Origin of the sequence: uncultured Pontibacter sp., assembly GCF_947492645.1 — a bacterium.
Taxonomy (GTDB): Bacteria; Bacteroidota; Bacteroidia; order Cytophagales; family Hymenobacteraceae; genus Pontibacter.
This window is the reverse complement of the sequence record NZ_CANLMZ010000006.1, coordinates 492,007-518,638: the sequence shown is the minus strand read 5'-3', so window position 1 is coordinate 518,638 and position 26,632 is coordinate 492,007. Positions and strand designations below refer to the sequence as shown.

24 protein-coding genes are annotated in these 26,632 nt (G+C 45.2%); 12 read left to right on the top strand and 12 right to left on the bottom strand.

Annotation, left to right across the window (positions count from 1 at the left end):
- Nucleotides 1–46: 46 nt before the first annotated feature.
- The gene (locus Q1A23_RS08800; protein ID WP_299822076.1) at nt 47–2,311 is read right to left on the bottom strand and encodes an MMPL family transporter; all 2,265 of its coding nucleotides are present in this window, start codon (nt 2,309–2,311) and stop codon (nt 47–49) included.
- 112 nt (nt 2,312–2,423) lie between these two features.
- Here Q1A23_RS08800 and Q1A23_RS08795 point away from each other — a divergent pair, with 112 nt between their 5' ends.
- The 5 genes from Q1A23_RS08795 to Q1A23_RS08775 all read left to right on the top strand — a co-directional run bounded on the left by Q1A23_RS08795 (nt 2,424) and on the right by Q1A23_RS08775 (nt 6,311).
- Complete coding sequence (locus Q1A23_RS08795) at nt 2,424–2,693, top strand: hypothetical protein (protein WP_299822074.1); 270 nt, start codon at nt 2,424–2,426, stop codon at nt 2,691–2,693.
- Between the two features lie 120 nt (nt 2,694–2,813).
- Nucleotides 2,814–3,608, top strand: coding sequence for a thymidylate synthase (locus tag Q1A23_RS08790; protein ID WP_299822072.1), 795 nt, complete (start codon nt 2,814–2,816; stop codon nt 3,606–3,608).
- Nucleotides 3,609–3,612: 4 nt separating this feature from the next.
- Nucleotides 3,613–3,831: a hypothetical protein gene (locus tag Q1A23_RS08785; protein WP_299822070.1), complete on the top strand. Its 219-nt coding sequence runs from the start codon at nt 3,613–3,615 to the stop codon at nt 3,829–3,831.
- A gap of 81 nt (nt 3,832–3,912) precedes the next feature.
- Entirely contained in the window at nt 3,913–4,611 is a 699-nt protein-coding gene (locus Q1A23_RS08780; RefSeq protein ID WP_363322033.1) for an MBL fold metallo-hydrolase, read from the top strand.
- 287 nt (nt 4,612–4,898) lie between these two features.
- The gene (locus tag Q1A23_RS08775; RefSeq protein ID WP_299822068.1) at nt 4,899–6,311 is read left to right on the top strand and encodes a hypothetical protein; all 1,413 of its coding nucleotides are present in this window, start codon (nt 4,899–4,901) and stop codon (nt 6,309–6,311) included.
- A gap of 61 nt (nt 6,312–6,372) precedes the next feature.
- Here the strand turns inward: Q1A23_RS08775 and Q1A23_RS08770 are convergent, their stop codons facing one another.
- Nucleotides 6,373–7,194: an aminotransferase class IV gene (locus Q1A23_RS08770; RefSeq protein ID WP_299822306.1), complete on the bottom strand. Its 822-nt coding sequence runs from the start codon at nt 7,192–7,194 to the stop codon at nt 6,373–6,375.
- 245 nt (nt 7,195–7,439) lie between these two features.
- Between Q1A23_RS08770 and Q1A23_RS08765 the strand changes: the two genes are divergently transcribed.
- Nucleotides 7,440–8,189, top strand: a complete 750-nt coding sequence (locus Q1A23_RS08765) for a tetratricopeptide repeat protein (protein WP_299822066.1) — start codon at nt 7,440–7,442, stop codon at nt 8,187–8,189.
- Between the two features lie 13 nt (nt 8,190–8,202).
- Here Q1A23_RS08765 and dprA read toward each other — a convergent pair whose 3' ends face one another.
- Nucleotides 8,203–9,324 carry a DNA-processing protein DprA gene (gene dprA / locus Q1A23_RS08760; protein WP_299822064.1) on the bottom strand — a complete coding sequence of 374 codons (1,122 nt, stop codon included), beginning with the start codon at nt 9,322–9,324 and terminating at the stop codon, nt 8,203–8,205.
- A gap of 23 nt (nt 9,325–9,347) precedes the next feature.
- Nucleotides 9,348–9,695 carry a MerR family transcriptional regulator gene (locus tag Q1A23_RS08755; RefSeq protein WP_299822062.1) on the bottom strand — a complete coding sequence of 116 codons (348 nt, stop codon included), beginning with the start codon at nt 9,693–9,695 and terminating at the stop codon, nt 9,348–9,350.
- A 201-nt stretch (nt 9,696–9,896) separates the two neighbouring features.
- Here Q1A23_RS08755 and alaS point away from each other — a divergent pair, with 201 nt between their 5' ends.
- Genes alaS through Q1A23_RS08735 form a run of 4 tightly spaced genes read left to right on the top strand, consistent with a single transcriptional unit; the run spans nt 9,897 to nt 15,484 of the window.
- Nucleotides 9,897–12,527, top strand: a complete 2,631-nt coding sequence (alaS, locus tag Q1A23_RS08750; RefSeq protein ID WP_299822060.1) for an alanine--tRNA ligase — start codon at nt 9,897–9,899, stop codon at nt 12,525–12,527.
- A 5-nt stretch (nt 12,528–12,532) separates the two neighbouring features.
- Entirely contained in the window at nt 12,533–12,844 is a 312-nt protein-coding gene (locus tag Q1A23_RS08745) for a hypothetical protein (RefSeq protein ID WP_299822059.1), read from the top strand.
- 60 nt (nt 12,845–12,904) lie between these two features.
- A complete protein-coding gene (gene gatB, locus Q1A23_RS08740; RefSeq protein ID WP_299822057.1) occupies nt 12,905–14,362 on the top strand; it encodes an Asp-tRNA(Asn)/Glu-tRNA(Gln) amidotransferase subunit GatB in 1,458 nt (485 codons plus the stop codon).
- A gap of 9 nt (nt 14,363–14,371) precedes the next feature.
- Complete coding sequence (locus Q1A23_RS08735) at nt 14,372–15,484, top strand: TlpA disulfide reductase family protein (protein ID WP_299822055.1); 1,113 nt, start codon at nt 14,372–14,374, stop codon at nt 15,482–15,484.
- Nucleotides 15,485–15,629: 145 nt separating this feature from the next.
- Here Q1A23_RS08735 and Q1A23_RS08730 read toward each other — a convergent pair whose 3' ends face one another.
- The 4 genes from Q1A23_RS08730 to Q1A23_RS08715 form a co-directional block, all read right to left on the bottom strand.
- Nucleotides 15,630–16,274, bottom strand: a complete 645-nt coding sequence (locus tag Q1A23_RS08730; protein ID WP_299822054.1) for a hypothetical protein — start codon at nt 16,272–16,274, stop codon at nt 15,630–15,632.
- Between the two features lie 6 nt (nt 16,275–16,280).
- Nucleotides 16,281–16,814 carry an acyl-CoA thioesterase gene (locus Q1A23_RS08725; protein ID WP_299822053.1) on the bottom strand — a complete coding sequence of 178 codons (534 nt, stop codon included), beginning with the start codon at nt 16,812–16,814 and terminating at the stop codon, nt 16,281–16,283.
- A gap of 95 nt (nt 16,815–16,909) precedes the next feature.
- A complete protein-coding gene (locus tag Q1A23_RS08720) occupies nt 16,910–17,860 on the bottom strand; it encodes a DUF2268 domain-containing putative Zn-dependent protease (protein WP_299822052.1) in 951 nt (316 codons plus the stop codon).
- A 98-nt stretch (nt 17,861–17,958) separates the two neighbouring features.
- Nucleotides 17,959–18,621, bottom strand: a complete 663-nt coding sequence (locus Q1A23_RS08715; RefSeq protein WP_299822051.1) for a protein-L-isoaspartate(D-aspartate) O-methyltransferase — start codon at nt 18,619–18,621, stop codon at nt 17,959–17,961.
- A 198-nt stretch (nt 18,622–18,819) separates the two neighbouring features.
- On the opposite strand from Q1A23_RS08715, the gene Q1A23_RS08710 reads away from it, so the two are divergent.
- A complete protein-coding gene (locus tag Q1A23_RS08710) occupies nt 18,820–19,407 on the top strand; it encodes a riboflavin synthase (protein WP_299822049.1) in 588 nt (195 codons plus the stop codon).
- Nucleotides 19,408–19,440: 33 nt separating this feature from the next.
- Here the strand turns inward: Q1A23_RS08710 and Q1A23_RS08705 are convergent, their stop codons facing one another.
- The 4 genes from Q1A23_RS08705 to hemF are packed head-to-tail and all read right to left on the bottom strand — an operon-like array spanning nt 19,441 to nt 24,288.
- Nucleotides 19,441–20,382: a DUF4249 family protein gene (locus Q1A23_RS08705; RefSeq protein ID WP_299822047.1), complete on the bottom strand. Its 942-nt coding sequence runs from the start codon at nt 20,380–20,382 to the stop codon at nt 19,441–19,443.
- A 1-nt stretch (nt 20,383) separates the two neighbouring features.
- A complete protein-coding gene (locus Q1A23_RS08700; protein ID WP_299822045.1) occupies nt 20,384–22,759 on the bottom strand; it encodes a TonB-dependent receptor in 2,376 nt (791 codons plus the stop codon).
- 50 nt (nt 22,760–22,809) lie between these two features.
- Nucleotides 22,810–23,382 (bottom strand): phosphatase PAP2 family protein, encoded by a 573-nt coding sequence (locus tag Q1A23_RS08695; RefSeq protein WP_299822044.1) that lies wholly within the window; start codon nt 23,380–23,382, stop codon nt 22,810–22,812.
- A 6-nt stretch (nt 23,383–23,388) separates the two neighbouring features.
- Entirely contained in the window at nt 23,389–24,288 is a 900-nt protein-coding gene (gene hemF / locus Q1A23_RS08690; RefSeq protein ID WP_299822042.1) for an oxygen-dependent coproporphyrinogen oxidase, read from the bottom strand.
- Nucleotides 24,289–24,548: 260 nt separating this feature from the next.
- On the opposite strand from hemF, the gene Q1A23_RS08685 reads away from it, so the two are divergent.
- On the top strand, nt 24,549–26,627 hold the full coding sequence (locus tag Q1A23_RS08685) for an alpha-ketoacid dehydrogenase subunit alpha/beta (RefSeq protein ID WP_299822040.1): 2,079 nt from the start codon (nt 24,549–24,551) through the stop codon (nt 26,625–26,627).
- Nucleotides 26,628–26,632: the final 5 nt, after the last annotated feature.

Sequence of the window (26,632 nt, the reverse complement as noted above, 5' to 3'; positions counted from 1 at the left end):
TAACTAAGTCTCACAAATTATCTACAAATATGAGCATCTTATCCGATTAACGCTTCACTTTTTTGGCTGGCTTATAAAAATACAGGATAAGCAGGGGCAGTAAATAAAGGTCAGCGACGACAGCAAAAAGCAGCGTGAGGCTCACAAACAACCCAACATAAAACGTTGCATCAAAGGTAGATAGTATAAGCGTCATAAAGCCCCCCATTAAAATGCAGGAAGTAATCAGGATTGCTTTACCTGCAGAGATAAAAGTGCGTTTGATGGCGTAGGGCAACGACCTGCCTGCAGCAAGCTCGAGCTTTAGCTTACTCAGGAAATGAATGGTGTCGTCTACAGCAATACCGAAGGCAATCGTAAAAACAATAGAAACCGATACTGTCATGTTGATGCCCATAAAGCCCATAATTCCGCCGATCATGAGCAATGGTATAATGTTGGGCACCAGCGAGATCAGCACCATTCTCAAGGACCTGAAAATTAAACCGACAATCAACGCAATCACCCCGAAAGCAATCAGCAGGCCCTGCATCATGTTTAGCGTCACGTACTCGTTGTTTTTGTCAAGCAATAAGGCACTTCCGGTCAGGCGTGTCTGCAGGTATTTCGGGTTTATATTCTCAGCTATGAAACTGCGGAGAGAGTCGTTTAATACAGTAGCCTTTGCGCTGCCTATATCTGTCATTTTACCGGAAAGGCGCCCTTCAGTAGCAGCCGGAGTTACAATGCTTCGCAGCTCGCTTCTGTTTTTGAAAGCCTGTAACTGGCGATTTACCCGCTGCAGTTGCTCCGGATTTTCAGGCAAGGTGTAATATTCATTCAGGCCTCCGTTCTGTGCTCTGTTTATGGTCTTTACTATAGTGGCAGGAGAGCTTATAAAGTTGAGGCCGTAGGTAGTATAAAGGTAATTTTCAATCTCATCAATCTCTTGCAGCACTTCTTTATCATACATGGTATGGCCGGGAGCCGCGAGCAGGTGAAGCTCAAACGGGCGAACGCCAGAGAATTTATCTTCAAAGTACTTAAAGTCAAGTATGATCGGGTCATCGTCGCCAAGGTCTTCAAGTAAGGTTGTGTCAACTTTAATCATGCTGATGCCTACCAGGCTGAGAACCGTGACAACAGCACTTAATGATAGTATAATGCCTGGCTTTCGGAAAACGAAGCGCAGCATACGGCGCAGCAGGATGGGCCAGGACAAGCTGACCTTTCGGGCTTTAACCGGGTTGGGTTTCTTGAGGAGCAAAAGTATGGCAGGCAGTACAGAGAAAGCAAGTATAAATGCCAAACCAATGGAGATGGCGGTATACAAACCGAAGTTACGAATAGGTACAATAGCGGTAGTAAGCAGCGTAAGAAAACCTACTGCCGTTGTAACAGAAGTTAGCAGCGTGGCCATACCCACTTCTTTTAAAGTAACCTTCAGCGCTTTTATTTTGTCAGCTCCCTGGCTTATCTCGGTCATGTACCGGGAGAGTATGTGGATCACATCAGACATGCCTACTACAAACATGATTGTTGGTAGCAGCACCGTCATAATATCGATGGGTTTGTTAAACAGCCCCATCACACCAAGGCTCCAGATAACAGATAGCAGCACTACCACCAAAGGCACCAGCACCCCCAAAAGCGTACGGAAAGTGATCCAGAGAAAAATGATCACCAACAGGATGGAAGCAGACATAAAAATGGCCAGTTCCACCTGCATCTTATCTACAAAAACTGACTGTGCCAATGCCTTGCCAGCCAGGTGGTAATCCTGTAATTGTAACTCCTGCAGTTTAAGGTTAAGCGCGGCAATAAGGGTATCGCTTGCTTCTTTTGATAAGTCATCGGTTGTCTGCACAAAAAGCGAGACAGCGGTGGCATCCTCAGAAAACAACGTGCCCACCAACTCTCTGGAAGCGTAAATAAGTATAGAATCCTGCTCAAACCGTTCGGGCTCCGCCACATGCAAGTATGGAATCTCGAAATAACCGAATTGCTCTATAACCGGACTTTTTATGGTAGTAGGAGAGAGCACCGACTCGATATGCCGCTGCCGCTGCAGAAAAGCGGTGAGACTGTCTACTTTCGTCAGGAATTCCGTATCGAAAATGCTTTTCTTATTATCCAGACCGATGAGCAGGTAATCGTTGTCGTTGCCGAACTTATCACGATAGTCAAAATAGTACGTCAGGTCGGGATCACCTTTCGGGAAAAAGTTGTCGAAGTTATAATCGAAGCGCAGCCGGGAGGCAAAAAATATACTTGCAACAGTAAGTATGGCCACCAGCAGCAGCACCAGGTAACTTATTTTTCTGTAGTTCAAGGCAATTTAATAACTGATGAATATCATTTGGCGTATTGCACACTATTTGTACATTTACGATCAAGAAACTAAAGGTAGTTTGTTTTGTTTAAAGTAAATTAAGCTGGTACACATGAAGAAAATAATTCTTGCCCTTGCTGTTGTTGGTTTACTAGGCTCTGCTGCGCCTGCCATGGCCTGTGAAGGCGTTAAATGCACGATGGAACATGCCGCAAAAGATGGCGGTAAAAAGAAGAAAAGCAAAAAGGCCGAGGCCAAAGCCGAAAGCTGCCACATGGCTAAGGAAGCAACTGCTACAGCCGGTACTGCAGCCAAGTCCTGCTGTGCAAAACCTGATGCTGCTAAAGCAGATACATCAAAAGAAGTAAAGAAAGCGCAGTAATTTATACTTTGCTGATCTGGGAGAAGCCTTTTGCCGTTGCGAAGGGCTTTTTTATTTCCGGCATTTAACCAAACTTTATTTATCTTTAACACATCACAATTTTAGGAGAACAAAATTACTATGAAGCAATATTTAGACTTAATGCAGCACATTCTGGATAACGGAGTGAGGAAGGAAGACAGAACCGGAACTGGTACTTTGAGCGTATTCGGTCATCAGATGCGTTTCAACCTTGCAGAGGGATTTCCGTTGGTAACCACCAAAAAAGTGCATTTAAAGTCTATTATACATGAGTTGCTTTGGTTCCTGAAAGGTGATACAAACATTGCATACCTGAAAGAAAACGGTGTGAGCATCTGGGATGAATGGGCAGATGAAAATGGTAACCTGGGCCCGGTTTACGGATCGCAGTGGCGCAGCTGGCCAACACCTGATGGCCGCCACATCGATCAGATCACGCAAGTGGTAAATCAACTTAAAAACAACCCAGACTCGCGCCGGATCATAGTTAGCGCCTGGAATGTAGCCGAGATCGAAAACATGAAGCTACCGCCTTGCCATGCTTTCTACCAGTTTTATGTAGCTGAGGGCAAATTGAGTTGCCAACTGTATCAGCGCTCAGCCGATGTGTTTCTAGGTGTTCCGTTCAACATTGCTTCGTATGCTTTGCTTGTGCTGATGATGGCGCAGGTTACAGGATTGGAGCCAGGAGAGTTTATCTGGACCGGTGGCGATACACACCTGTATACTAACCACCTGGAGCAGGCGCAGCTGCAACTTACACGCGAGCCGCGCCAATTACCAACCATGCTTCTAAACCCAGAAGTAAAAAATATATTCGATTTTAAATTTGAGGACTTTGAATTAGTAAACTATAACCCGCACCCTGGTATAAAAGCGCCAGTAGCAGTTTAAGCTTATGGAAAGAGATATTACCCGTAAACCTAACAAGGCGAACCTGGCGTTCCAGGTGCTGACATGGCTTATTGGCTCGGGGCTTTTGCTTTATGTTACCACCAATAATTTTCAGGTAAGCCCTTTACAAAAGAAAAATTTCCTGCTAGGCATCTTATTTTTGATATCAACTGCATCCACGCTACAAGCAGTAAGAAATTACTTTAGTGTAAAAAAGGTGTAGCATCAATAGGGCTTGCTAACTTTTCGTAAACAAATTGTTAAGGTTTATACTTTAGTGTAAAATCATAAACTAATTTATACTATGAAATTAAAAGCCATTTTATCCGCTATGCTTTTATTGGCGTTTGTACAGGTAAATGCCCAAAAGCAGCAGGCCCAGCAGCAAAAAAAACCTACCCCAGACCAGATCAAAACAGATAAGGGCGCCCTCTTGGTGCAGCCGGTTACACATGGTTCGGTTGTTTTGAAGTGGAACGGCAAAACCATTTATGTTGACCCATACGGTGGTGCCGAAATGTACAAAGGCGTGAGTAAGCCCGACCTGATTCTGATCACCGACATTCACGGCGACCACATGGACCCAAAAACGTTGGACGCTATTGAAACGACAGGTGTAAAGATGGTCGTGCCACAAGCTGTAGCAGATGCTTTGCCAGAAAAGTATAAAGCCCAGACTGTCGTCATCGCCAACGGAGAATCTACCACCCAGCAGGATATCCAGATTAAAGCTGTACCGATGTACAATTTACCCGAAACCGAAGACTCACGTCACCCGAAAGGCAGAGGAAACGGGTATATCCTGACCATAGGAGGCAAGCAAGTATACTTTTCCGGCGATTCAGAGGATATCCAGGAGATGCGCGACCTACAGAACATAGATGTTGCCTTTGTAAGTATGAACCTGCCATACACCATGGACATTACCAGGCGGCCAGCGCCGTACTTGCCTTTAAACCAAAAGTTGTTTACCCTTATCATTACAGAGGAACCGAAGGTTTAGCCGATGTAGCTTCTTTCAAAAAGATGGTAAATGACAAAAACAAAAGTATCGATGTGAGGCTACGCGAGTGGTACCCGCAACAAAAATAACGGTAATAGCAAAAGGCCTGAGCATATTACTCAGGCCTTTTTTAATTTATTATTGAGAAATAAAAAGATACCAATACATTTAGAACCGATCTTTAAATAATTCTTTCTGAACTCAGTTGCAACAACATTTGATTTCATCTACATTAGTGCCAACAATTCCGCCGGTTCTACAGCACATAATCATAAATAATATTGCTCTTGAGGAAGTTTAAGCAGACTTCGCCTTTTATACTGTTCTTCATTGTTTTAACTGTTTTAGTAGGCAATAACGGTTTTTTCTGGGATAGCATTGTTTTAGGTTCAGGGTACGGTCATTGGTACTATACAACCGACTTTAAATACATTTTTGTCCCTGATGATTTGGCAGGCTATCCGCCATTATTTGGCTTCTATGTTGCTATAGGGTGGAAGTTATTGGGCAAAACCCTTCTGGTAAGTCACCTGCGTGTACTGCCTTTTTTGATTGGAATAGTATTGCAAGTACAGTCTCTGGTTAGCAGATATACACCACAACCTTTCCACTTCTGGGTCATACTTCTTCTTTTGATAGAACCTACTTTCTTAGCACAAGCCACACAGATTGCCCCGGATATTGTTTTGGTATTCTTATACCTTTTCGCTCTTAACAGTATCTTAACTGGCAAAAGAATTTACTTAGCGTTGATACTTATTGCTCTTGCTATGTTAAGCCCCAGAGGCACTATCATGGTCGTAGCCTTGTACTTAACAGATTTGCTCTTTGGTTTGCTAAGCACAGGAAACAAGCTGACAGATAATTATTTATTCAGTAAGGCGATTGCATACTTGCCAGCATTTTTTGCTACCTGTATTTGGCTGTACTTGCATTACGAACATTTTGGATGGATTTTTTACAATAAGGAATCTACCTGGGGGAAGGGATCTGAAATAGTCTCATTTGTAGATTTCTTTAAAAACATACTTGTTATAGGGTGGCGCTTCGCTGATTTCGGTAAAGTTATTGTCCTCCTGTTATTGACGTTATCTTTAATTAATGTTTACATAAGCAAACAATTAAAGAGAGAGACTATTGAAGTCTTGTTAATGTTATTGATGCCTTTACTTATACTTAGCAGCTTACTTGTCTTCTTCCAAAACCCTATTGCGCATAGATACTTCATAGTGGTTTTTATGCTGCTGATAGTTCTATTTGGCCATTTATTACAGTTCCTGCCGAAGGTTAAAAGATTAACTTTTTACTGCATTTCAGTTATTTCACTTTTAGCCGGACACTATGTTGTAGCACTTTACCCGGACTGGATGTCTAAAGGATGGGATGCCACGTTAGCTCATTTGCCTTACTATCAGCTTAGAGAAAAAATGATTGATTATATAACAGTAAATGATATACCTATAGACGAGGTCGGTTCAGCTTATCCAAATTTGCGCACATTCAAACTTACAGACCTAGTAAACAGCTCAGAAAAATTTGCAGAAAAGGATTTAAAAAAACACGAGTATATATTTTATTCTAATGTTTTCAACGATTTTTCGGATCATGAACTGGATGAATTAAATAGCAAATGGACAGTAAAGAAGGAGTTTAAAAAGGAATTAGTAGTTGTAAGATTATATCAAAAGGAAACAAAGTAAAGTATTAACTCATAAATGCCCTGGCTAGGAGGCTCAAAAGGAAATACTATACTAAATCATACTAAACTCTCATATCTAAGTCCAGTCTGAGTTGCTCGATGAAGCGCTCGTTTATACTTACTGCTTCCCCGTTTATACTATTAATGCTTTTAATTCCGGTTACGTTAGCGGCAAACACAGCCTCTGCCTGGAGCAAACGCTGCGGAGTAAAGTATGCCTCCTGTAGCTTTATGCTGTTGCTATGGCACCACCTTACTATATTTCGCCGGACAATGCCATTGACACAACCTGTATCTAAGGCAGGAGTGAAAAGCTTGCCATCCATCAACCAGAAAATATTAGAAGAAATCAGCTCTGCTACCATACCCTGAGCGTTCAGCAAAAGCATGTCGTTGTAGTTAGTTTGCTGCTTCTCTACACCAGCCATTACGTAAATTGCTGCATTAGGGCCTTTAAAATGGGAGAGTGGAGAGGAGATGGTTTTTATACTTTGGCAGATACCAATACTTATACTTTTGCCAGAAGTTGGCACAGTTGGAGCAACTGTGGCTAACCATTCAACAGTACTGGTTTCAGGAGTATACAAGCCAGCGCCTGAACGCCATATTTTTAATTTTAAGCGTCCATATTTTCCAGCCCCATTCTGTTCTGCTAATTGTAAAAGTTTATCCTCGAATGCAGCTTCAGAGAAGGAAGAAGGCAATTGCAGTTTCATACTTTTGGCAGCGTCATGTAAGCGGGCCACATGGTCTCCCCAGAAACGCAGTTTACCATTTACGACTACCACCGTTTCAAAAAAACCATCATTATACTGGAAAGCGCGGTTTGATAAAGGAAGCGAAAGCTCCTTTTCAAGTATAAAATCGCCGTTATAAAGTAACATCAAGCAGCATTTGGTTAGGAGTATAAAGTTATGATTTAATTTGAGCACCTGGTATCTTTAAATCACCAATTGCCAGAAGATAATGCCGGTTGAAGGCTAAGGTTTTTGTAGTTCTGATTACGCCTCTTTAACAGAGCCACTTAAAAGATGATCTCTAAAATGCATCGTTAAATTCTATACATTTTCTGCCTACTTTTGTAAGCTCGAATTCATTAACCGCATTTCACAAAACCGCAACAAATAACATGAAACGTTTTAGGCTACATTTTGTAATAGCACCTCTTATTGGCCTGTCGTTGATTGGTTGCAAAGCAACTAAAACTGCCGCATCTAAACCTAAGCCAAAAGTACAAAAAGAAGCAGGAGTGGTAGAACCCACCGTAGGCAAGCAGCCTGAGAAGTTGGCAGAAGATGGCGTTCTTTTACAAATAAAAGCCGACTCGCTGCTGGCAGCAGCAGAAACTAAACTGCAGGAACAGGAACCTACGTCTGCCATAAAAGACCTGGATGCCATCATCATCCTAAATCCTTCAAATGAAGATGCTTATTATACTCGTGCTGAAGCAAAGCTATACCTCGAATATTATGCCGGCAGCTTACGTGACATAAATACGGTACTAGACTTAAATAAAAATTACATGCCTGCTTACCTGCTGCGTGCCGATATTTTTACGTTTATGGAAGATTATGAAAAAGCTATCGCAGATTATACTTATTTACTTGAAAACGCACCGGCTGATCCGATTGCTTTATACAGAAGAGGCCTGGCAAGACTTGAATCAGGTGCACACGGAGAGGCATTAAAAGATTTTAACCAATTTATAAACGGAAACGAAGAAACAGAGGGTATAGACTTTTGTGGTGACTGCTACCTGAACCGTGCACAAACCCATCTATATTTAGGAAACTTAACAGAAGCCTGTGCGGATTGGCAAACGGCCGCAGCACTCGGTAGCCAACAGGCAACTGAAAAATTGGAGCAGCATTGCAAATAATGCTACATGGCATCTAAATTATCAAACCAAACTTCTTCCCCGGCTTAGCTTTAACTATTCCTTTAAACTCCAGCCCCAACAGCACCGAGGCCAGCATACTTACCGGAATCTGCGACTTCCAGCTCAGGTTGTCCATTTGCTCTTCCCCGTTTTGCTGAAGTACCTCTAACACTTTCAATTCATCTGGAGTAAACTCGGCAGGATCAAAGGCTGGGGCTGCGGCCTTTTTAGCAGCAGCTTCGTCCTGCAGGTCCCAGTTTAACAACTCTACCAGGTCCTGCACCGAAGTATAAGCTACTGCTTTAAGCGATTTGATAAGATAATTGGTGCCCTCAGAGACTGGTGAGGTAATATTACCCGGCACGGCCATCACTTCCTTATCGTAGCCATGTGCCAGGTCAGCGGTGATCAGCGTTCCACTTTTTAAAGCTGCCTCTACTACAATTGTGCAGTCCGCCATGCCAGCAATAATACGGTTACGAGCCGGAAAACGGGGAGCATCTGGTCTTGTCCCGAATGAGTTTTCAGTTAGTAAGCCGCCTTGGGTTAGCATCCTTTCCGCATACTTTCTGTGAACGGCAGGGTAAACAGTTTCAGGTCCGCTGGCCATAACGCCAATGGTAGGCAAGCCAGCCTGTAAAGCAGCACGATGGGCAACTACATCAACGCCATAGGCCAGTCCGCTTACAATCAAGGCATTGTAAGGTTTTATACTTTCGATGATCTTTTCAGTTACCGAAGTGCCATAACTGCTTATCTGCCTGGTGCCTACAATGCTGATGATGCGGCGCTGGTTCAGGTTGCTGTTACCACGAAAGTATAAAAGAGCAGGTGCATCGGCAATCTGTTTCAGTCGGTCCGGGTACTTTGGCGAAGTATAAAACAGCAGCTGCACATCCAGTTCCTGGGCCTTTTTAAGTATCTCATCTGCCTGGTACAGCGCCTGTTTGCGGCCTTCCTGAATGTTCTTTAGCGATACAGTTCCTACACCAGGAATCTTACTTAGTTTGGCCGCATTGGCTTCAAACACAGCTTTAGGTGAGCCACAATAACTTACCAGCTGGCGCGTGAGTTGCGTGCCAACCCCGGGCAGCTTCGTAATGGCTACTTCATATAAATTATGCTCCTCTACCATATGGTAAAGTGCTTACGTAGCTTTTAGGCTTTGGTATTCAGCTGTTCTTTTATACCAACCAAAAATGCACGTACCTTCTCCAACGACTCAATAATCTCGATCTTATCCTTTGTCTGAACAGACTTGTTTTTGAGTACTTCTTTTGCTCCCTGTATGGTATAGCCGCGCTCTTTTACGAGGTGGTAGATGGTGCGGAGGGTTTCGATGTCCTTGGCAGTATATTGGCGATTGCCTTTCTTGTTCTTTTTCGGGCTAAGCTGTTCAAATTCAGTTTCCCAAAAACGAATCAACGAGGCGGCTACATCAAACATTTCGGCTACTTCGCCTATCGTGTAATACTGCTTTTCAATTTCTCTTTCTTTATAAGGCATGGCTTTGGTTCTGTTAAAGTATGGCACCTGTGTAATTTTCGCACAGATGCTACTGAATAAGGCTAAAATATGCTACTTTTGCCTTACATGTGCTTTTTGAGCTTCACAAAATAAGTGTGTTTCTCTAGGGCAAAAATTCTATATTTTTTGTTATTAAACAACAAGTATAGCCATAAGTATCTAAAGGCCTAATAATCATACATGAACTCAGCTGAGATTAGACAAAAGTTCCTGGATTTCTTCGCTTCGAAGCAGCACCAGATCGTGCCTTCGGCTCCAATTGTGGTAAAAGACGACCCAACCCTGATGTTTATCAACTCGGGTATGGCGCCGTTCAAAGACTACTTTCTGGGCAACAAACCTGCCCCTCATAAGCGTATTGCCGACACCCAGAAATGCCTTCGCGTTAGCGGCAAGCACAACGACCTGGAAGAAGTAGGTTACGACACCTACCACCATACCATGTTTGAGATGCTGGGCAACTGGTCGTTTGGTGATTACTTTAAGAAAGAGGCGCTGGAGTGGTCGTGGGAACTGCTGACCGAAGTATACGGGTTGCCAAAAGACAGGCTGTACGTTTCGGTTTTCCAGGGCGATGAATCTGAGAACCTGCCAATGGACCAGGACGCCTTTAACATCTGGAAAAGTATGATCGCTGAGGATCGTATCCTGATGGGCTCTAAAAAAGACAACTTCTGGGAGATGGGTGATACCGGACCATGCGGTCCTTGCTCCGAGATACATGTTGACTTACGTACCGATGAAGAACGTGCACAGGTAGACGGTAAATCACTTGTGAATAACGATCACCCGCAGGTAGTGGAGATCTGGAACAACGTATTTATGGAGTTCAACCGACTGGCCGATGGCTCGTTGGTAAAACTGCCTGCGCAGCACGTAGATACAGGTATGGGCTTCGAGCGTTTGTGCATGGCTATCCAGGGCAAGCGTTCCAACTATGATACAGACGTTTTCCAGCCGCTGATCCAATATGTGGCGAAAGAAGCAGGCGTAACGTATGGCGAAAACGAAAAAACAGACATTGCCATCCGTGTAATTTCTGATCATATCCGTGCTATTGCCTTTACTATTGCCGATGGTCAGTTGCCATCCAACAACAAGGCCGGTTATGTTATCCGTCGTATACTTCGTCGTGCGGTGCGTTACGGTTTTACGTTCCTTGATTTCAAGAAACCATTCCTGTATAAACTGGCTGAAGTGTTGGCTGAGCAAACGGCACATATCTTCCCGGAACTAAAGCAGCAGCTGGGCTTTGTGCAGCGTGTGATCGAGGAAGAGGAGAATGCTTTCCTGCGTACGCTGGAAAACGGCTTGAAGCGTTTAGATGCTTTAGAGGAAAACTTTAAAAAGAACAACAATACCATCGATGGCAAAACAGCCTTCGAACTTTACGATACCTTTGGTTTCCCGCTTGACCTGACTGCACTAATTGCCCGTGAAAAAGGCTTTACAGTAGATGAGGCTGGTTTTGGTGTGGAGATGGAGCAGCAGAAAAATCGTTCTCGCAACGCTTCTGCCACCGAGCAAACCGATTGGGTTATACTTCAGCCGGACGTGGTGAACGAGTTTATCGGCTACGACTGTGATACATCGGAGTCTCATATCGTGCGCTACCGCCAGGTAAAGACCAAGAACAAGAGCGAATATCACCTGGTACTGGACAAAACACCGTTCTATGCTGAAAGCGGCGGACAGGTAGGCGATACCGGTTATCTGATATCTGACAACGAGCAGGTAGAGGTATTAGACACGAAAAAAGAGAACGACCTTATACTTCATATCACGGCAAAACTGCCGCAGAACGTCGAGGCTGGTTTTAAAGCTGAGATAGATGCAGAACGCCGTAACATGATCCGCAGAAACCACTCTGCTACGCACTTACTGCATGCCGCTTTAAGGTCTGCTTTAGGTGAACACGTACAGCAGCGCGGCTCTTTGGTTAACGAAAAACTGCTTCGCTTCGACTTTTCACACTTTGCAAAAGTAGAGGAGGCGGAACTACGCCAGATCGAGCACATGGTAAACAAGCGTGTACGTGAGTCTATACCTTTAGAGGAGAGCCGCAATGTGCCGATTGAGGAAGCAAAGAAAATGGGTGCCATGGCCTTGTTCGGTGAGAAGTATGGCGATTTTGTGCGTGTGATCTCCTTCGGCCGCGACCATTCGGTAGAACTTTGCGGTGGTACACACGTGCTGAACACAGGGAATATCGGCTACTTTAAAATTGTATCTGAAAGCTCTGTAGCGGCAGGTGTACGTCGTATTGAGGCCATTACCGGTGACGCAGCTGAAGACTTTATGCAGCAGCAGGTTAATGAGCTGAACGCTATACGTGAGGTGCTGAACACGCAAAGCAATGTATCGGGTGCGGTACAGAAACTGCAGGAAGATTACAAAACGCTGCAAAAGCAACTGGAAGGTTTCGAACTGAAGCAACTAGGTACACTAAAAGATACGCTAGCGCAAAATGCACAGCAACTGAACGGCATTAACCTGGTAGCTGCAAGGGTAGAGGTTAGCTCTGCTGATTACCTCAAAAAACTGGCCTTTGATATGCGACAGGTAGTCGATAACTTAGTGCTTGTACTTGCTGCTGAAATCGACGGGAAACCACAAATTGCCGTGATGCTATCAGATAACCTGGTCTCTGAAAAGAATATGAATGCCAGCCAAATGGTACGTGAATTGGCTAAAGAGATTCAAGGCGGCGGCGGCGGTCAGCCATTCTATGCAACAGCCGGCGGTAAGAATGCAGCTGGTTTGGCAGTAGTGCCTGGCAAAGCAGTAGAACTTGTTAAAAGTTTACTTTAAAATATATGAGTGTGGGGGTGCAAAAATATAATGCTAAGTGGTTTTATAAATACGTAGTGTATTTATTTGGCACATCTATACTTCTAGGACTAGCAGCTAGAGTATTTACTCTTGATAATGATTGGTTTAAATTACTCTTGTCTGCTCCATCAATGCTCGGGTTTATTTTGGCCCCTTTTGGTTTATACTTTGCTTTAAGGCAGTATTTTCAAAATGGAAGAAAGGCTGGTAAAGAGATATTTTATATTTCGGTGCTGGCACTATTAAGCTTAATTGGTGTTACTGCACTTACAATACTTATATTTGATTTAGTATAATTAAGGTATGAACATTTTAAAATTCATGCTACAATTATAATGCTAAAAGAAAACCATATAATGGATAAAGCGATAAGAGATAAATACCAGGCAATCATTGGTCTGGAGGTACACGCACAGCTTTTAACAGAAAGCAAAGCCTACTCATCTGACTCTACGGAGTATGGCATGATGCCGAACACCAACCTGAGTGCCATCACACTAGGCCACCCAGGAACGTTACCGCGTGTAAACAAAAAAGTAGTGGAGATGGCTGCTAAAATGGGTATAGCCACTAACTGCGAGATTACGCGCTACAACATTTATGCGCGTAAAAACTATTTCTACCCCGATCTTCCAAAAGGCTACCAGATCACGCAGGATAAAACTCCGATCTGCACCAACGGCCACATCGATATCAAAGACGCTGAAGGAAACGACAAGCGCATCGGTATTACGCGCATCCACATGGAGGAAGATGCTGGTAAATCAATGCACTTACCAGGCGAGATTGAGACACTAGTTGACTTTAACCGTGCCGGTGTGCCTTTGATAGAGATTGTATCAGAGCCAGATATCCGTGACTCTGTAGAAGCTTATAACTACCTGATTGAGATCAAGCGATTGGTAAAGTACCTGGACATCTGCGATGGCAACATGGAAGAAGGCTCTTTACGATGCGATGCCAACATTTCGGTGATGTTGAAGGATTCACCGCTGTGGGGGACCAAGGTAGAGGTAAAAAACATGAACTCTTTCCGTAACGTGCAGCGTGCCATCGAGCATGAGATCGAGCGCCAGATTATGGTGCTGGAGAATGGCGGCAAGGTGGATGGCGAGACGCGTAACTTTGATGCAAATACCGGCTCGACAACGGCGATGCGATCTAAGGAAACGATGAACGATTATCGCTACTTCCCGGAGCCGGACCTGCAGCCGCTGGTTATTGAGCAGGAGTGGCTGGAAAGCGTAAAAGCATCTATGCCTAGTCTGCCGCAGGTACTTTATAAACGCTTTGTAACTGAATTAGGCTTACCAGAGTATGACGCTGCTGTACTTACAGACGCAAAAGAAATAGCTTTATACTTTGAGGAGCTTTGTAAAAAAACTAGCAATTACAAGGCTGCCTCTAACTGGATGATGGGCCCTGTAAAATCATACCTGAACGAGTTACAGCTGCATATTAACGACTTCCCACTCGCACCTGAACAAATTGCACAGTTAATTGCGTTAGTAGATGGTAATAAGGTTAGTCATTCCATAGCATCTAAACAAATCTTCCCGTACATGCTCGAGCACCCAGAAACTACACCACAGCAGGTAGCAGAGGAGCAGAACTTGTTACAGGAGTCTAATACGGATGAGTTGACGCAGATCGTTAATGAAGTACTGGCTGCTAACCCCGCAAAGGTTGCAGAGTATAAAGCCGGTAAACAGTCGCTGGTTGGCATGTTTATGGGGGAGATCATGAAGAAAACAAAAGGCAAAGCAGATCCTAAAGTAGCTAACCAATTACTTCAAGCAGGTTTGAACGCTTAAAACCAAAAAATGGAATTCAGAAAGATTGTATTCGCTGCATCTGCCGCTGCTTTGATGGCAGCTTGCCAGGGCAAAGAAACCACTTCTAACAATACCGATGGCTTTACCATTGAGGGTAAATTTGAGAATGCGGCAGCAGGACCGGTATATTTATATGAGTTGGGTGAGCAGCAGTTTGAGCCACGCGATACCGCCCAAATTGGCGCAGATGGTTCTTTTACTTTTGAAGGCAAAGTAGCAGAGCCTACTTTTTACCGCATTGCTCTTAACCAGCAAAACGGCCTTATGGTTGTGCTTGACAGCGGAAAAATAAAGGTTAACGCTGACGCCCAGGATTTGAACGGTACAGTAAAAGTAGAAGGCTCAGAAGAATCTGCATTGTTCCAGGATTTGAACAAGCTGGTAAATGAGAATCGCTTAAAACAGACTGAACTGGAGCAGCGCTTTAACCAGGCCATGCAAAACGGGCAACAGGAAGAGGCCGAGAAAATAAGACAGGAGTTTCTGGCAATGCAGAAGGAAACAAAAAAATTCCTTGCACAGCATCCTGCTTCTGTAGTTTCTGCTTTTGGTACCGCCAGTTTAATTGATCCGGTTAATGACTTTGCTTTTGCCGATAGTATGGCTGCTCTTTTTACGCAGAACATTCCGAACTCAAAGTATACAGTTAAATTGAATGAGATGCTGAAGCCGCTGCGTTCTACCGCTGTTGGCCAAATGGCACCAGATATTTCGTTGCCTACGCCAGAAGGCGGCTCCCAGTCGCTGTCGTCGTTGCGTGGCAAGTACGTATTAATTGACTTTTGGGCTAGCTGGTGCGGACCTTGCCGTGTAGAAAATCCAAAAGTTGTGAAAATGTACAACAAGTATAAAGGCAAAGGATTTGAGATTTTTGGTGTATCGCTGGACCAGAACAGAGAGAAATGGTTGGCAGCAATCGAAAAAGACAAACTGACCTGGCCACATGTATCAGACCTGAAAGGTTGGGAGAGTAGTGCCGCTGTACTTTATAACGTAACTGCTATTCCGCAAACTGTACTTGTTGGCCCGGATGGCAAAATCATAGCAAAAGGCTTACGCGGTGCAGACCTGGAAGCTAAATTGGCAACCTTGCTGCAGTAAAAAATTGCTATACTTTAGGGGCCTGATCTGGTAAAACCCTAAGTATAAATAAAAAAGAGAGCGGCCTTTCTAATGGAAAGGCCGCTCTCTTTTTTATTTATTTGTAGTATAAAATTGAAGCTCAATTTAGAGTAGCCAATATATACTAGCGGTTAAAAACTTTTTGCAATGCGCCCCACAGCTGCTTTTTGTGCTCCACATCATTTTCGAGTATGGCTAGTGCCTGGGAGAATAGCACAGGAACAGATCCAACCATAACCGGATTGTAAAGCGTGAATTTATCGTGAGGCAAGTCGGTATCGAGTCGGCTGGCAAAACTGATGATGTAATTTACCTGCAGTTCCTGCTGCATATCCTCAAACCTGGCAATAGCACCAGACACGTTGTTCAGATAAGCTACATCAGTCGGTTTAAGACCTATTGCTCCCAGAATCTTATTTAAGAACTCCAGCTGCGGCAGCTTCGAAAACTGATCTTCGGGCAGCGTTACAAGTATAACTACACCTTTTTTGTTTTCGCCAATTGTTTTATACTTACCCGGAGTGCCAAACAGCTCTTTATCAGCAATCTTTGGCAAAGCAGGAGTAGCCTTTGGTTTGTGCAAGGCAGGTGGAACCGGTGCAGAGGCCGGGCTTACAGGCGCAGCAACTGTTGTTGCGGGAGCAACTTCCGCTTGCTCAGCAATAGGAGCAACAGGCACAGCAGCATCTCCATCTACCAGGTAAATAGTTTCAGAAATAAAATTCCTGAAGAATTCGCTGTTCAGCTCATCTGCCTGTAAACCTGCCATACTTGTTTATCCTTCTGTTTCTTCTTTGATATCAAATATTGATCTAAGCTCGTTTGCTTCGCTTGGCTTCATACGTCCGGCAAGCACAAGGCGTAACTGGCGGCGGCGCAAGGCCCCGTCGTAAAGCTTAACTTCCTCTTCAGTTTCCGGAATAGCGTCAGGCACATCAATAGGATTGCCCAATTGGTCTACGGCCACAAACGTAAAAAATGCCTGGTTCGATTTTACTTTCTTGCCACTTGGTATATCCTCGGCGTACACTACAATGTGCACCTCCATCGATGAATTAAAAGCGCGGGTAACTTTCGCCTCCAGGGTTACTACATTACCTAGCTTTATACTTTCTGAAAAGGAAACGTTATCTACTGATGCTGTTACAACAATACGGTTAGAGTGCTTTTGAGCAGCAATGGCAGACACGATATCCATCCAATGCATCATGCGGCCCCCCATCAGGTTGTGTAGGGTATTGGTATCGTTGGGCAATACCAGCTCCGTCATGATAACGTAAGAGTCTTGTACTTTCTTTTGTTTACGCATTTTGATTATGCTTTTTTGATAGGGCAAAGATACGCGCAGCAAGCCGAAGTAGAAAATATACTTGCAATGTCAGCAAAAAATACAATAAAGCTGCGCTACCTGCTGGCCTGTCCTAATTTTAACTCGTAGCCGCTCCTGGCCAGAAATACATCGTAATCAGAAATGTTTAAAATCTCTTTTATGGCCTGCTTCTTATTTTTTGAGCTTTGATAATAAGCCTCACATATTTTGTAGCCTACATAATATCCAAGGTCGCCGGGCCGGTTTTTGCTGGTTAAACCATTGTATAACCAGTTGCTTATATCGGTATCATGCATCTGCCTTTTAAATTCGTGCCACAGTTCACGCTCGTGCGCATTGCCATAGTCATGAATGTGCTTGTTGATGTTGCTATTTGTTACGAGCTCGCCCACAAAATCTGCGGCACCTTCGCCTATACTTTTTTTCAGCAGCGTGTTCTCCGTATCCTCGTTTCCTTTCTGCAGCATGTGCACCAATTCGTGCATCACCACAACATCAATTTCTTCGATAGGTCTTAACACAGATTTTAGCCACGGACTCAATTCCTGCTTTGGGGTTTCGGGGTAGTACCCAAACATATCTACTCCCACAATAGGGTCCTGCTGAATAGTACCAGCTGAGTTGAGCGCACCAATTACAAAGTATACTTTGGGAATATCTGTGTCAGGATACAACTTTTTAAGGCGCTTGTAATGTTTATCCAGGCGCGGCAATATCTTATTTAATTTGGTGGTGTGGGAGCGGAGGTAAGTATAGTAATTGGGGTGCTGGCTGATTGTTTTCTGAAGATATTTGCCGCTGCTAATACGGCCTTGCAAAAATTGCTGAACACCCGCCGAGCCCTTATAGATGTACTCCTGATCTAATATTCGGATAGAGTCTTCTTTGGACTGTGCGTGCTGCAACTGGTCAAAAGCGTGCCAGAACAAGGCAACATCAGAATAGATTGCCTCAAGCTTGCGCTGTGCCGTACAGGTGTAGGAAAGTAACAAGCAGCATGCCAGGGCTGTAATAGTTCTTCTCATAGTTCATGTCCTTTTTCTGAAGGACACATAAGCTTACATACGGTTGCACCTGCTCCAGGAAACCATGCTCAAAATAATATAAATAGTCGATTTTGGATTTAGAAACGCTCCGATTCCCAACCTGATTTGCCTAATAGCGGCACAAACTTAAAGCTGGTAAATTCCTCTTTAGTAAACTCGTTTTCTTCAACGCGTGTAATGCGCAGCATTTTCTGACTGCTTTCGTTGCCAACAGGTATAACCAGGCAACCCCCAACAGTTAGTTGCTGCACGAGCGCTTTTGGCACCCCGGGGGCACCGGCAGTTACTATAATCTTATTATAAGGCGCGTGCTGCGGTAAACCCTGCGAGCCATCCCCATGGAAAGTGTAAGGCTTAAGGTTATACTTCTTAAAAAACAACAAAGCCTTTTCGTAAAGTGCGCGGTTATACTCTATTGTATAAACGTGAGGTGTAATTTGCAGCAATACTGTGCATTGGTAACCAGAGCCAGTGCCAATTTCAAGAACTTTATCGGTAGGCTTTAGCTGCAGCAGCTCCGTCTGGAAAGCAACGGTATAGGGCTGAGAAATGGTCTGGCCCTCGCCGATGGGAAATGCCTTGTCCTGGTAGGCTTGTTCAAGAAATGCTTTTTCGAAGAAGAAGTGGCGGGGTACAGCATCAATGGCAGCCAAAACTCGTTCATCGCGTATGCCTTTTTCGCGCAATTGAGTTACTAATGCACGGCGCATGCCACGGTGTCTGTATGAATCTGTCTGCATCTTTGTTTTTACGTTACTTATACTTTGGCACTAAGCTGATCCTTTTCTATCTTACTTACTCCGGATAAAAAAGGATTTGTATGCGAAAATAAGCATATACCGTATAAATCGGGCATCATTTTAAGTATATCTGCTGCAAAAGCGATGTTCTTCGTGCAGAAACCTGCTAAATTTGAAGTATAAAATTGAGGTATAACCATGTTTACAGGAATAATTGAGGCTTTAGGCCAGGTAACAGCAATCCGTGAGGAAAACACAAACAAGCACTTTACCTTAACCAGCCCATTTACAGATGAGCTTAAGGTAGACCAAAGTGTTGCGCATAATGGTGTTTGCTTAACGGTAGTAAGTATTTTGGATGATAGCTACACGGTAACAGCCATTGACGAAACGCTGAAAAAAACCAACCTGAACAGCCTGAAACCAGGAGACAAGGTAAACCTGGAGCGTTGCATGCAAGCCAATGGACGCTTTGACGGGCACGTGGTGCAGGGGCACGTAGACCAGACTGCCATTTGCGAATCGGTGGTGGATGAAAACGGAAGCTGGATTTTTACTTTCCGCTACGACCCTGCCCAGGGAAATGTAACAGTAGAGAAAGGCTCCATCTGCGTGAACGGCATTAGTTTAACTGTTTTCAACTCTCAAGAAAATACTTTTTCAGTAGCCATTATACCGTATACTTACGAGCACACAAACCTGCACCAGGTAAAACCCGGCGACACGGTAAACCTTGAATTTGATATTATTGGCAAGTATGTGGCCCGGTTGTTGGGCAAAAAGTAAAGGGCATTAGCCGGAATTACTTGCTGCCATACTTTATTCTATAACTAAAGTGTGGTACGTAACGCCATAGCCACCCCAGATGCCAAGGCCGCCGTTTATGTTGCTTCGTGTAGTGTTTGGTGAACCGATGGGGCTGCCGTTACTGTTCTGTTCGCTCTCCAGGGTACTCCAGAAACGAAAATGTGCTAAGTCGATGGCTGCCCAGCGTACTGTTACGGTGTCGCCTTTGCCAAAGTAACCATACAAATCCTCGTCTATTTCTGCTTGTCCTTTAGGCTCGCCACGGTCCAGGGGAAAGGTAATTGTAGCGCCATTTATAAGCTCATCATTAAAAACAGAGGCAAAAACCCCGGTATAATAGGGCTCGCTGTTACGTTTGGTAAAGTAACGCACGCTGTTACCGAGCGTGTCGGGGTCAGCGTATCGGTACATTAAAATCCGAAGGCTATCCTGCTCAGGTTTTGGGTGTGGCACCGTCCATAGTTCTGTAATCGGGTTAAGGTGCGGAATGGTGGTACTGGCTGTGAGCACTTTACCCTCATGGCTGATGCGTAACTTATAGCTTCTCCCGACTTCTCCTGTTAGTCCATCAGAAGTATAAACATAAAAGGGAAAGCCTCCGGCACCGTTAAGCAGATCTGGCGGTATGCCAAATTGCAGCGCCACCTGCTCTTTTTGTTTAGCTGATAATGATGCAGAACTGACCTCTTGCAACGTATAAGTTTGCTCTCCTGTACTTACAGTTACTCGGGCGTTACGCACAAAAGCATTCGCCAAGGTTTCAAAAGACACATTGGCAAAAACAGGAACCGTTTGTGTAAGTATAACATAAGGAGGAGCACCTTGCTCAATGTGCCCTTCTACCACCAGTTGGGCTTCGCCTTCCGGTATTTGCAGCGTTATACTTTCCTCACAACCAGAGAGCAAGAGCAGCAGCATCGATAGTATAAGAAGTATAAAGTTTGGCTTCCTCATGTTATTTCCAGCTAAAGTTCCAGGTTACTGATGGTAAGGGGAAAGGAATAATTGATACCTTTTTAGCCTGCAGCTTAATGTCCTGGCTGTAAGATTCGCCCTCGTTGTCGATGTAGTATAAAAAAGGATTGCGGCGGCCATACACATTGTAGATGGAGAAGGTAAAGCTGTTTTGGATGTTTTTAAACTTTTTCCCCTCTAATGTTGCTGCCAGGTCGAGGCGGTGCGTCGGCTCCATCCTGAAGCTATTTCTGTCGCCATACTGGTACACCACATTTCCTTCTATCGCATAGCGCCTGACAGGCATGGTCGTGGCTTGTCCTGTGCCGTAAATAAAGGTGCCTCCAAACGTCCATTTATCATTTAACTTATAGTTGGCTACCACAGACAAATCGTGTCGCCTGTCGAAGCGGGCCGGGAAAGTGGCGCCCTGGTTTAAAGCCGGAAACTGGCGGGTGGTGCGCGACAAAGTATAGCCAACCCAGCCTTGTAAATCTCCAAAGTTCTTGCGCAGGAAAAGCTCTACACCATAAGATTCCCCGTCGCCGCTCACAAATTCATACTCCAGGTCGCGGTTGCTTGGGCCCACAGCGTAGCCTTCGCGGTATTCCAGTTGGTTTTGCATGGTTTTATAGTATACTTCCACAGAGCCCTCGTATTGGTTTTCCAGCATATTCCTGAAGTAGCCCAAAGCATACTGCGTTGCGCGTTGCGGTTTAACAATGGCCGAGCTCGGCACCCATACGTCCAGGGGCAGCGTAGTATAAGCATTCGAGACAAGATGCAGGTATTGTGCTGACTGCGTAAAAGCAGCTTTAACAGATGACTGCTTATCTAAAGTATAACGCAATGCTGCCCTAGGTTCCAGGTTATGGAATGCTTTCACTTTCTGATTATCGCTATAGTATACAGAATCGGTAACCTGCTCATTCTGGTTAAAACGGTAGTAACTAAACGGCCCAACCTGCATAAAATGGCTGCTTCTAAGCCCCAGGCTCAGTAAAAGCTTGTCTGTCAGGTTCCAGTCATCAGACACGTAAAGGGCTAAGGCATGAGCATACTTAGGATTGATGCGGTTTGTGCTGAAAGCATCTCCATCAAGGCCTTCTGCTTCGCCGGTTCTTGGCCGAAGGGTATGGTAAGTGTATTGCGCGCCATACTGCACATGATGCCTTACGTTTGGGGTATAGTCGAAGTCAAGGTTAAAGCTGTAGTCGCGCACGCCTGTTTCCAGTACCGTAGTATAGCCGCCATACTCCCATGTAAATTCAAAATTATAGTTACTGAGTAGCGCGGAGGCATTCATAAAAAGCTTATCGCTGAAAATACGGTTCCAACGGGCAGCTGCGCTTGCATTACCCCAGTAAAAGTCAGAAGTAAACCGGCCATCGTTCAGTCTTAGCGTACCTTTGTCGCGGCCATAGTAACCACTTAAATACAGCCTGTCTTTGTCTGATAAAGTATAGGCTAGCTTAGCATTCAGGTCGTAAAAGTAGTAGGGCACACCACCTTGCTCGGTATTCTTCAATAAAGGTTCTGTCAGCACATCCATATAGGTTCTGCGCCCGGATAGTATAAACGAAGCCTTTTCCCTGGCAATCGGCCCTTGCAACGTTAAACGTGAAGCAATCAACCCTACACCACCATCCACCTCATAAGCTGTCATGTTGCCGTCTTTCATTTCTACGTCCAGCACCGACGATAACCGGCCACCATACCTGGCAGGCATATTGCCTTTAAGCAGGGTAGTGGTTTCGATGGCATCGCTGTTGAATACCGAAAAAAAGTTGAGCAGGTGGCCTGGGTTATAAATAGTCGCCTTATCCATTAAAACAAGGTTCTGGTCGGAGCCACCGCCACGCACATAAAAACCCGTATTGCCCTCACCACCCGACTGCACACCCGGCATCAGCTGTACCGTTTTCAGGATATCTGTTTCGCCGAAAAGCACCGGAAGGGTTTTAATAGTTTCAAGCGGAATGTCGAGCTGGCCCATAGCAGCGGTTTGTGTCATGGGTGGCTGGCGGGTGCCAAATACTTCTACTTCCTTCACGCCATAGGCTTTAGCGGATAACCTTACGTTTAGCTGCCTGTTCTGGTCCAGTAGTAGTTCCTGCTCCAGGTCGTTGTAGCCAAGGTAGCGCGCAACTAAAGTATAGGTGCCTGGCGCCGCTATAAAAGTATACTTACCTGTAGCATCTGTTACTGCTCCGGCCCCTGGTCTTTCTTTAAGAAATAACGATGCGCCCGCCAAAGCCTCACCGGACTCAGCATCCAGCACATGACCAGACAATGTATAAAACTGCTGCGCAACCACGCGGTTGCCTGTAGCCAGCAGCAGAAGCGAAAGTATAAACGTATAAAGTAGTATGCGCAAACCTAAGGGCTATAATGAACACAAAGGAAACAACACTTCCCGGGAAAGGTTTAACGCACCAGACGAGGATATTTGTTCAGGAGAATAGTATAGCCAAGCGAACTCAGGTATGCCAGAAAAGAACCTAGCAGAGCACCTCCGATAATATCGCCCGGATAATGTACGCCAAGGTAAATGCGGCTGTACGAAACAACAACGGCCCAGACTACCAGCACAATCTTAAAGATAAAGTACCTGTCGGGAAGTATAAGGTTGAAGAAGACTGCCAAGGCAAAGCTGGTGGAGGCATGCGACGACATAAAACCAAACTGGCCACCGCAACCTTCCACAATATTCACAAACTCAGCCAGCGAAGGGTCGTGGCAGGGACGCAGACGCAGAAAATATGGTTTAAAAATGCCAGAGGCCACAAAATCAGCCAAACCAACAGCTGCGATTGCCATTCCCAGCATGGCCATACTTTGCCTGCGGTAACGCCAGACCAGGTAGCCTATCAGGCCGAGGTAGAACGGTATCCAAACATACTTGTTAGATACAAAAATCATGACAGCATCCCAGAAGGGGCTTTGCATATCGTTCAGATAAAGGAAAATCTCTTTATCCAGTTGCTCTAAAGTCTCCATAAAGGCTTACTGCACTTGCAGCCAGTCGATGTCTTTTTTCAGATACTGTTGTGTGATTGCTTCTGCGCTGCCCGGTTCTGGGGTAAAGTTGTAGTGCCATGAGGCATGTGTAGGCAAACTCATCAATATAGATTCTATTCTGCCTTTGGTAAGCAAACCGAATTTCGTGCCACGGTCATATACCAGGTTAAACTCTACGTAGCGGCCACGGCGTATCAGCTGCCATTGCTTTTCCTTTTCTCCGTAAGGCAGATCGCGGTTCTGGTTAATGATAGAAGTATAAAAAGGAATAAACGCATAGGCTACATCATGCACAAAAGCCAGGCGGTCTTCCATACTTATCTCGTCGGTGGCCATCAGCCTGTCGAAGAAAATACCGCCAACGCCACGTGTTTCTTCGCGGTGCTCGTTGTAGAAATAATCATCGGCCCACTTTTTAAACTCCGGGTAATAGCTTGGGTGGTGCTTATCGCAAACAGCTTTCATTTGCTCATGAAACTCCCGTGCCTGTTTCAAATCAAGATAAATAGGAGTGAGGTCGATGCCGCCGCCAAACCATGCCTGTCCGTTGCCGGCTTCAAAGTAGCGCACGTTCATGTGTGTGATGGGCACCATCGGGCTGTGCGGATGCATGACTACTGAAACGCCCGTTGCGAAGTAATTAGGATCGGGCATCTGCAGCATTTTGAGGAACTGGGGAGACAACTCGCCCTGCACCGCAGAAAAGTTTACACCGCCCTTTTCCAGCACAGCCCCGTTCTCAATCACGCGCGAAATACCGCCACCGCCGCCTTCGTGCTGCCACTCATCGGCACTAAACATGGCACCACCGTCGCAGTCTTCTAATGCTTGGTACAGGTCTTTCTGGAACTGGCGCATAAACGCCTCTACTTTATCTCTGAACATTTTTCTTCTCTTTGAGTGATCGTATCTAGAATCACGTATCACACCCATTAGAAAAGACAATAAGACAATACAAAGGATAAGTTACTATGTTCAGAACCAACCTATCAGGTAAATATCAAAATGTCGTGCTACGTGTGTCGTGCTACGTGATACGGCTAAAGCATGCAAAAATACCGATTATTACCGGAGTAGCGAAGCCAAGCCAAGGATTTTAGAAAAAGGCCAAAATTTCTTATTTTCGGGCAAAAGATATGCACTATATGTCAAAAGATACATTGGAAGCCGTTAAGCTGGACATCGATCTGCTTAAAAAAGCTTACCGCCTCATGATTACTGCCAAAACCATGGCAGATACCTACGAAGAAAACAAAGCTATCTGCAGCAAGTATGTGCACAGCACCTCGCGGGGCCACGAAGCCATACAGCTTGCAGCTGCTTTCCAGCTTAAACCCTACGATTACGCCTCGCCGTATTACCGCGATGATTCTATTTTGCTGGGCATCGGCATGCAGCCGTACGAGCTGATGCTGCAGCTGATGGCAAAGGCTGATGATCCTTTCTCTGGAGGTCGCACGTATTATGGCCACCCATCTTTGAAAAGAGAAGGTTTCCCGACGATTCCGCACCAGAGTTCAGCTACAGGCATGCAGGCTATTCCGGCTACAGGCATGGCGCATGGCATTGCGTACCTGGAAGGGCAGGGGCTACTAAAAGGTGATGAGAAGCCGGTGGTGCTTTGCTCGCTGGGTGATGGCTCTGTAACAGAAGGAGAGGTGGCAGAAGCGTTCCAGATGGCAATACTGAAGAACCTGCCTATTGTGTACCTGATCCAGGACAATGACTGGGGGATTTCGGCAACTGGTAAAGAAATGCGTGCCATGGATGCCTACGAGTATGCCGCTGGTTTCAAAGGCATGGAACGCCTGCGCGTAAATGGTTCTGATTTTGAGGAATCGTATGAGGGTATGCGTGTAGCCTTTGAATATGCACGTAAAGTGCGTAAACCTATACTTGTACATGCCAAAGTTCCTTTGCTGGGCCACCATACTTCCGGCGTTCGCCGTGAGTGGTACCGTGGCACAAACCTGAACGAACATGCCGTAAACGATCCGATTCCGAAGCTACGGCAGGCACTTTTAGATGCCGATGTAAGCCTGGATGAAATTGACCAGCTGGAACAAGAGGCGTTAGCAACTGTAGCAGCTGACTATCACAAGGCCCTTGAAGCACCCAACCCTGAGCCGAGTACTTTTGACCAGCATGAGTTTGCACCTACACCGGTAACTGAAGAGAAAGGCCAAAGAGCACCTGCCGGAGCAGAAAAAGTAATCATGGTGGATGCTGCCCTGCATGCGGTGGATGACATACTTCGCACGTACCCGGAGGCCTTGTTCTACGGACAGGACGTAGGCGGTGAACTGGGTGGTGTGTTCCGTGAGGCAGCTTTGCTGGCTAAAAAGTATGGCGATGCCCGTGTGTTTAATACGCCTATTCAGGAAGCTTACATTGTGGGCTCAACGGCTGGCATGTCGGCGGTAGGAGCAAAAGCTATTGTAGAAATCCAGTTTGCAGATTATATATGGCCTGGTATCAACCAGCTGGTGGAAGAGCTGTCTAAAAGCTGCTACCTGAGCAACGGTAAATTCCCAATCCAGTCTGTTATTCGTGTTCCGATTGGGGCATACGGCGGCGGCGGCCCGTATCACTCCGGAAGTATAGAATCTACACTCCTGAACATCAGAGGCATAAAAGTAGTGTTCCCGAGCAACGCTGCCGATATGAAAGGCCTGATGAAAGCTGCTTTCCTGGACCCGAATCCGGTGGTGATGCTGGAGCATAAAGGTATTTACTGGTCTAAAGTTGCCGGTACAGAAGATGCCAAAACGGTGGAGCCGGACGAGAATTATATCCTGCCACTTGGGAAAGCCAACATTGTGCAGAAAGCCGATGAAGAAGAAATCCGAATGGGCAACAGCTTAACGGTGATCACCTACGGCATGGGCGTATACTGGGCAAAAACAGCCGCTAAGCAGTTTCCGGGAAGTATAGAAATTGTGGACCTGCGTACGCTTAACCCGTTGGATTACGAAACTGTGAAGGCCTCTGTAGAGCGACATGGCAAAGCATTGGTATTAACAGAAGAGCCATTGATGAACTCCTTTGCAGAATCGCTTGCCGGGCGTTTATCCAAAGATTGCTTTAAAAAGCTGGATGCGCCTATTTATACATTGGGAGCTGTAAATTTGCCTGCTATTCCGCTTAATGTTGAACTCGAGAAGATGATGCTGCCAAACCCTGAGAAAGTAGCCAAGATGCTGGATGAGTTGCTGAACTACTAGACAAT

Bases quoted from the DNA above. Each gene is read 5' to 3' on its own strand.
- Q1A23_RS08795 (WP_299822074.1), top strand. From the start codon at position 2,424: ATGAAGAAAATAATTCTTGCCCTTGCTGTTGTTGGTTTACTAGGCTCT.
- Q1A23_RS08790 (WP_299822072.1), top strand. From the start codon at position 2,814: ATGAAGCAATATTTAGACTTAATGCAGCACATTCTGGATAACGGAGTG.
- Q1A23_RS08785 (WP_299822070.1), top strand. From the start codon at position 3,613: ATGGAAAGAGATATTACCCGTAAACCTAACAAGGCGAACCTGGCGTTC.
- Q1A23_RS08780 (WP_363322033.1), top strand. From the start codon at position 3,913: ATGAAATTAAAAGCCATTTTATCCGCTATGCTTTTATTGGCGTTTGTA.
- Q1A23_RS08770 (WP_299822306.1), bottom strand. From the start codon at position 7,194: ATGTTACTTTATAACGGCGATTTTATACTTGAAAAGGAGCTTTCGCTT.
- Q1A23_RS08765 (WP_299822066.1), top strand. From the start codon at position 7,440: ATGAAACGTTTTAGGCTACATTTTGTAATAGCACCTCTTATTGGCCTG.
- dprA (WP_299822064.1), bottom strand. From the start codon at position 9,324: ATGGTAGAGGAGCATAATTTATATGAAGTAGCCATTACGAAGCTGCCC.
- Q1A23_RS08755 (WP_299822062.1), bottom strand. From the start codon at position 9,695: ATGCCTTATAAAGAAAGAGAAATTGAAAAGCAGTATTACACGATAGGC.
- alaS (WP_299822060.1), top strand. From the start codon at position 9,897: ATGAACTCAGCTGAGATTAGACAAAAGTTCCTGGATTTCTTCGCTTCG.
- Q1A23_RS08745 (WP_299822059.1), top strand. From the start codon at position 12,533: ATGAGTGTGGGGGTGCAAAAATATAATGCTAAGTGGTTTTATAAATAC.
- gatB (WP_299822057.1), top strand. From the start codon at position 12,905: ATGGATAAAGCGATAAGAGATAAATACCAGGCAATCATTGGTCTGGAG.
- Q1A23_RS08735 (WP_299822055.1), top strand. From the start codon at position 14,372: ATGGAATTCAGAAAGATTGTATTCGCTGCATCTGCCGCTGCTTTGATG.
- Q1A23_RS08730 (WP_299822054.1), bottom strand. From the start codon at position 16,274: ATGGCAGGTTTACAGGCAGATGAGCTGAACAGCGAATTCTTCAGGAAT.
- Q1A23_RS08725 (WP_299822053.1), bottom strand. From the start codon at position 16,814: ATGCGTAAACAAAAGAAAGTACAAGACTCTTACGTTATCATGACGGAG.
- Q1A23_RS08720 (WP_299822052.1), bottom strand. From the start codon at position 17,860: ATGAGAAGAACTATTACAGCCCTGGCATGCTGCTTGTTACTTTCCTAC.
- Q1A23_RS08715 (WP_299822051.1), bottom strand. From the start codon at position 18,621: ATGCAGACAGATTCATACAGACACCGTGGCATGCGCCGTGCATTAGTA.
- Q1A23_RS08710 (WP_299822049.1), top strand. From the start codon at position 18,820: ATGTTTACAGGAATAATTGAGGCTTTAGGCCAGGTAACAGCAATCCGT.
- Q1A23_RS08705 (WP_299822047.1), bottom strand. From the start codon at position 20,382: ATGAGGAAGCCAAACTTTATACTTCTTATACTATCGATGCTGCTGCTC.
- Q1A23_RS08695 (WP_299822044.1), bottom strand. From the start codon at position 23,382: ATGGAGACTTTAGAGCAACTGGATAAAGAGATTTTCCTTTATCTGAAC.
- hemF (WP_299822042.1), bottom strand. From the start codon at position 24,288: ATGTTCAGAGATAAAGTAGAGGCGTTTATGCGCCAGTTCCAGAAAGAC.
- Q1A23_RS08685 (WP_299822040.1), top strand. From the start codon at position 24,549: ATGTCAAAAGATACATTGGAAGCCGTTAAGCTGGACATCGATCTGCTT.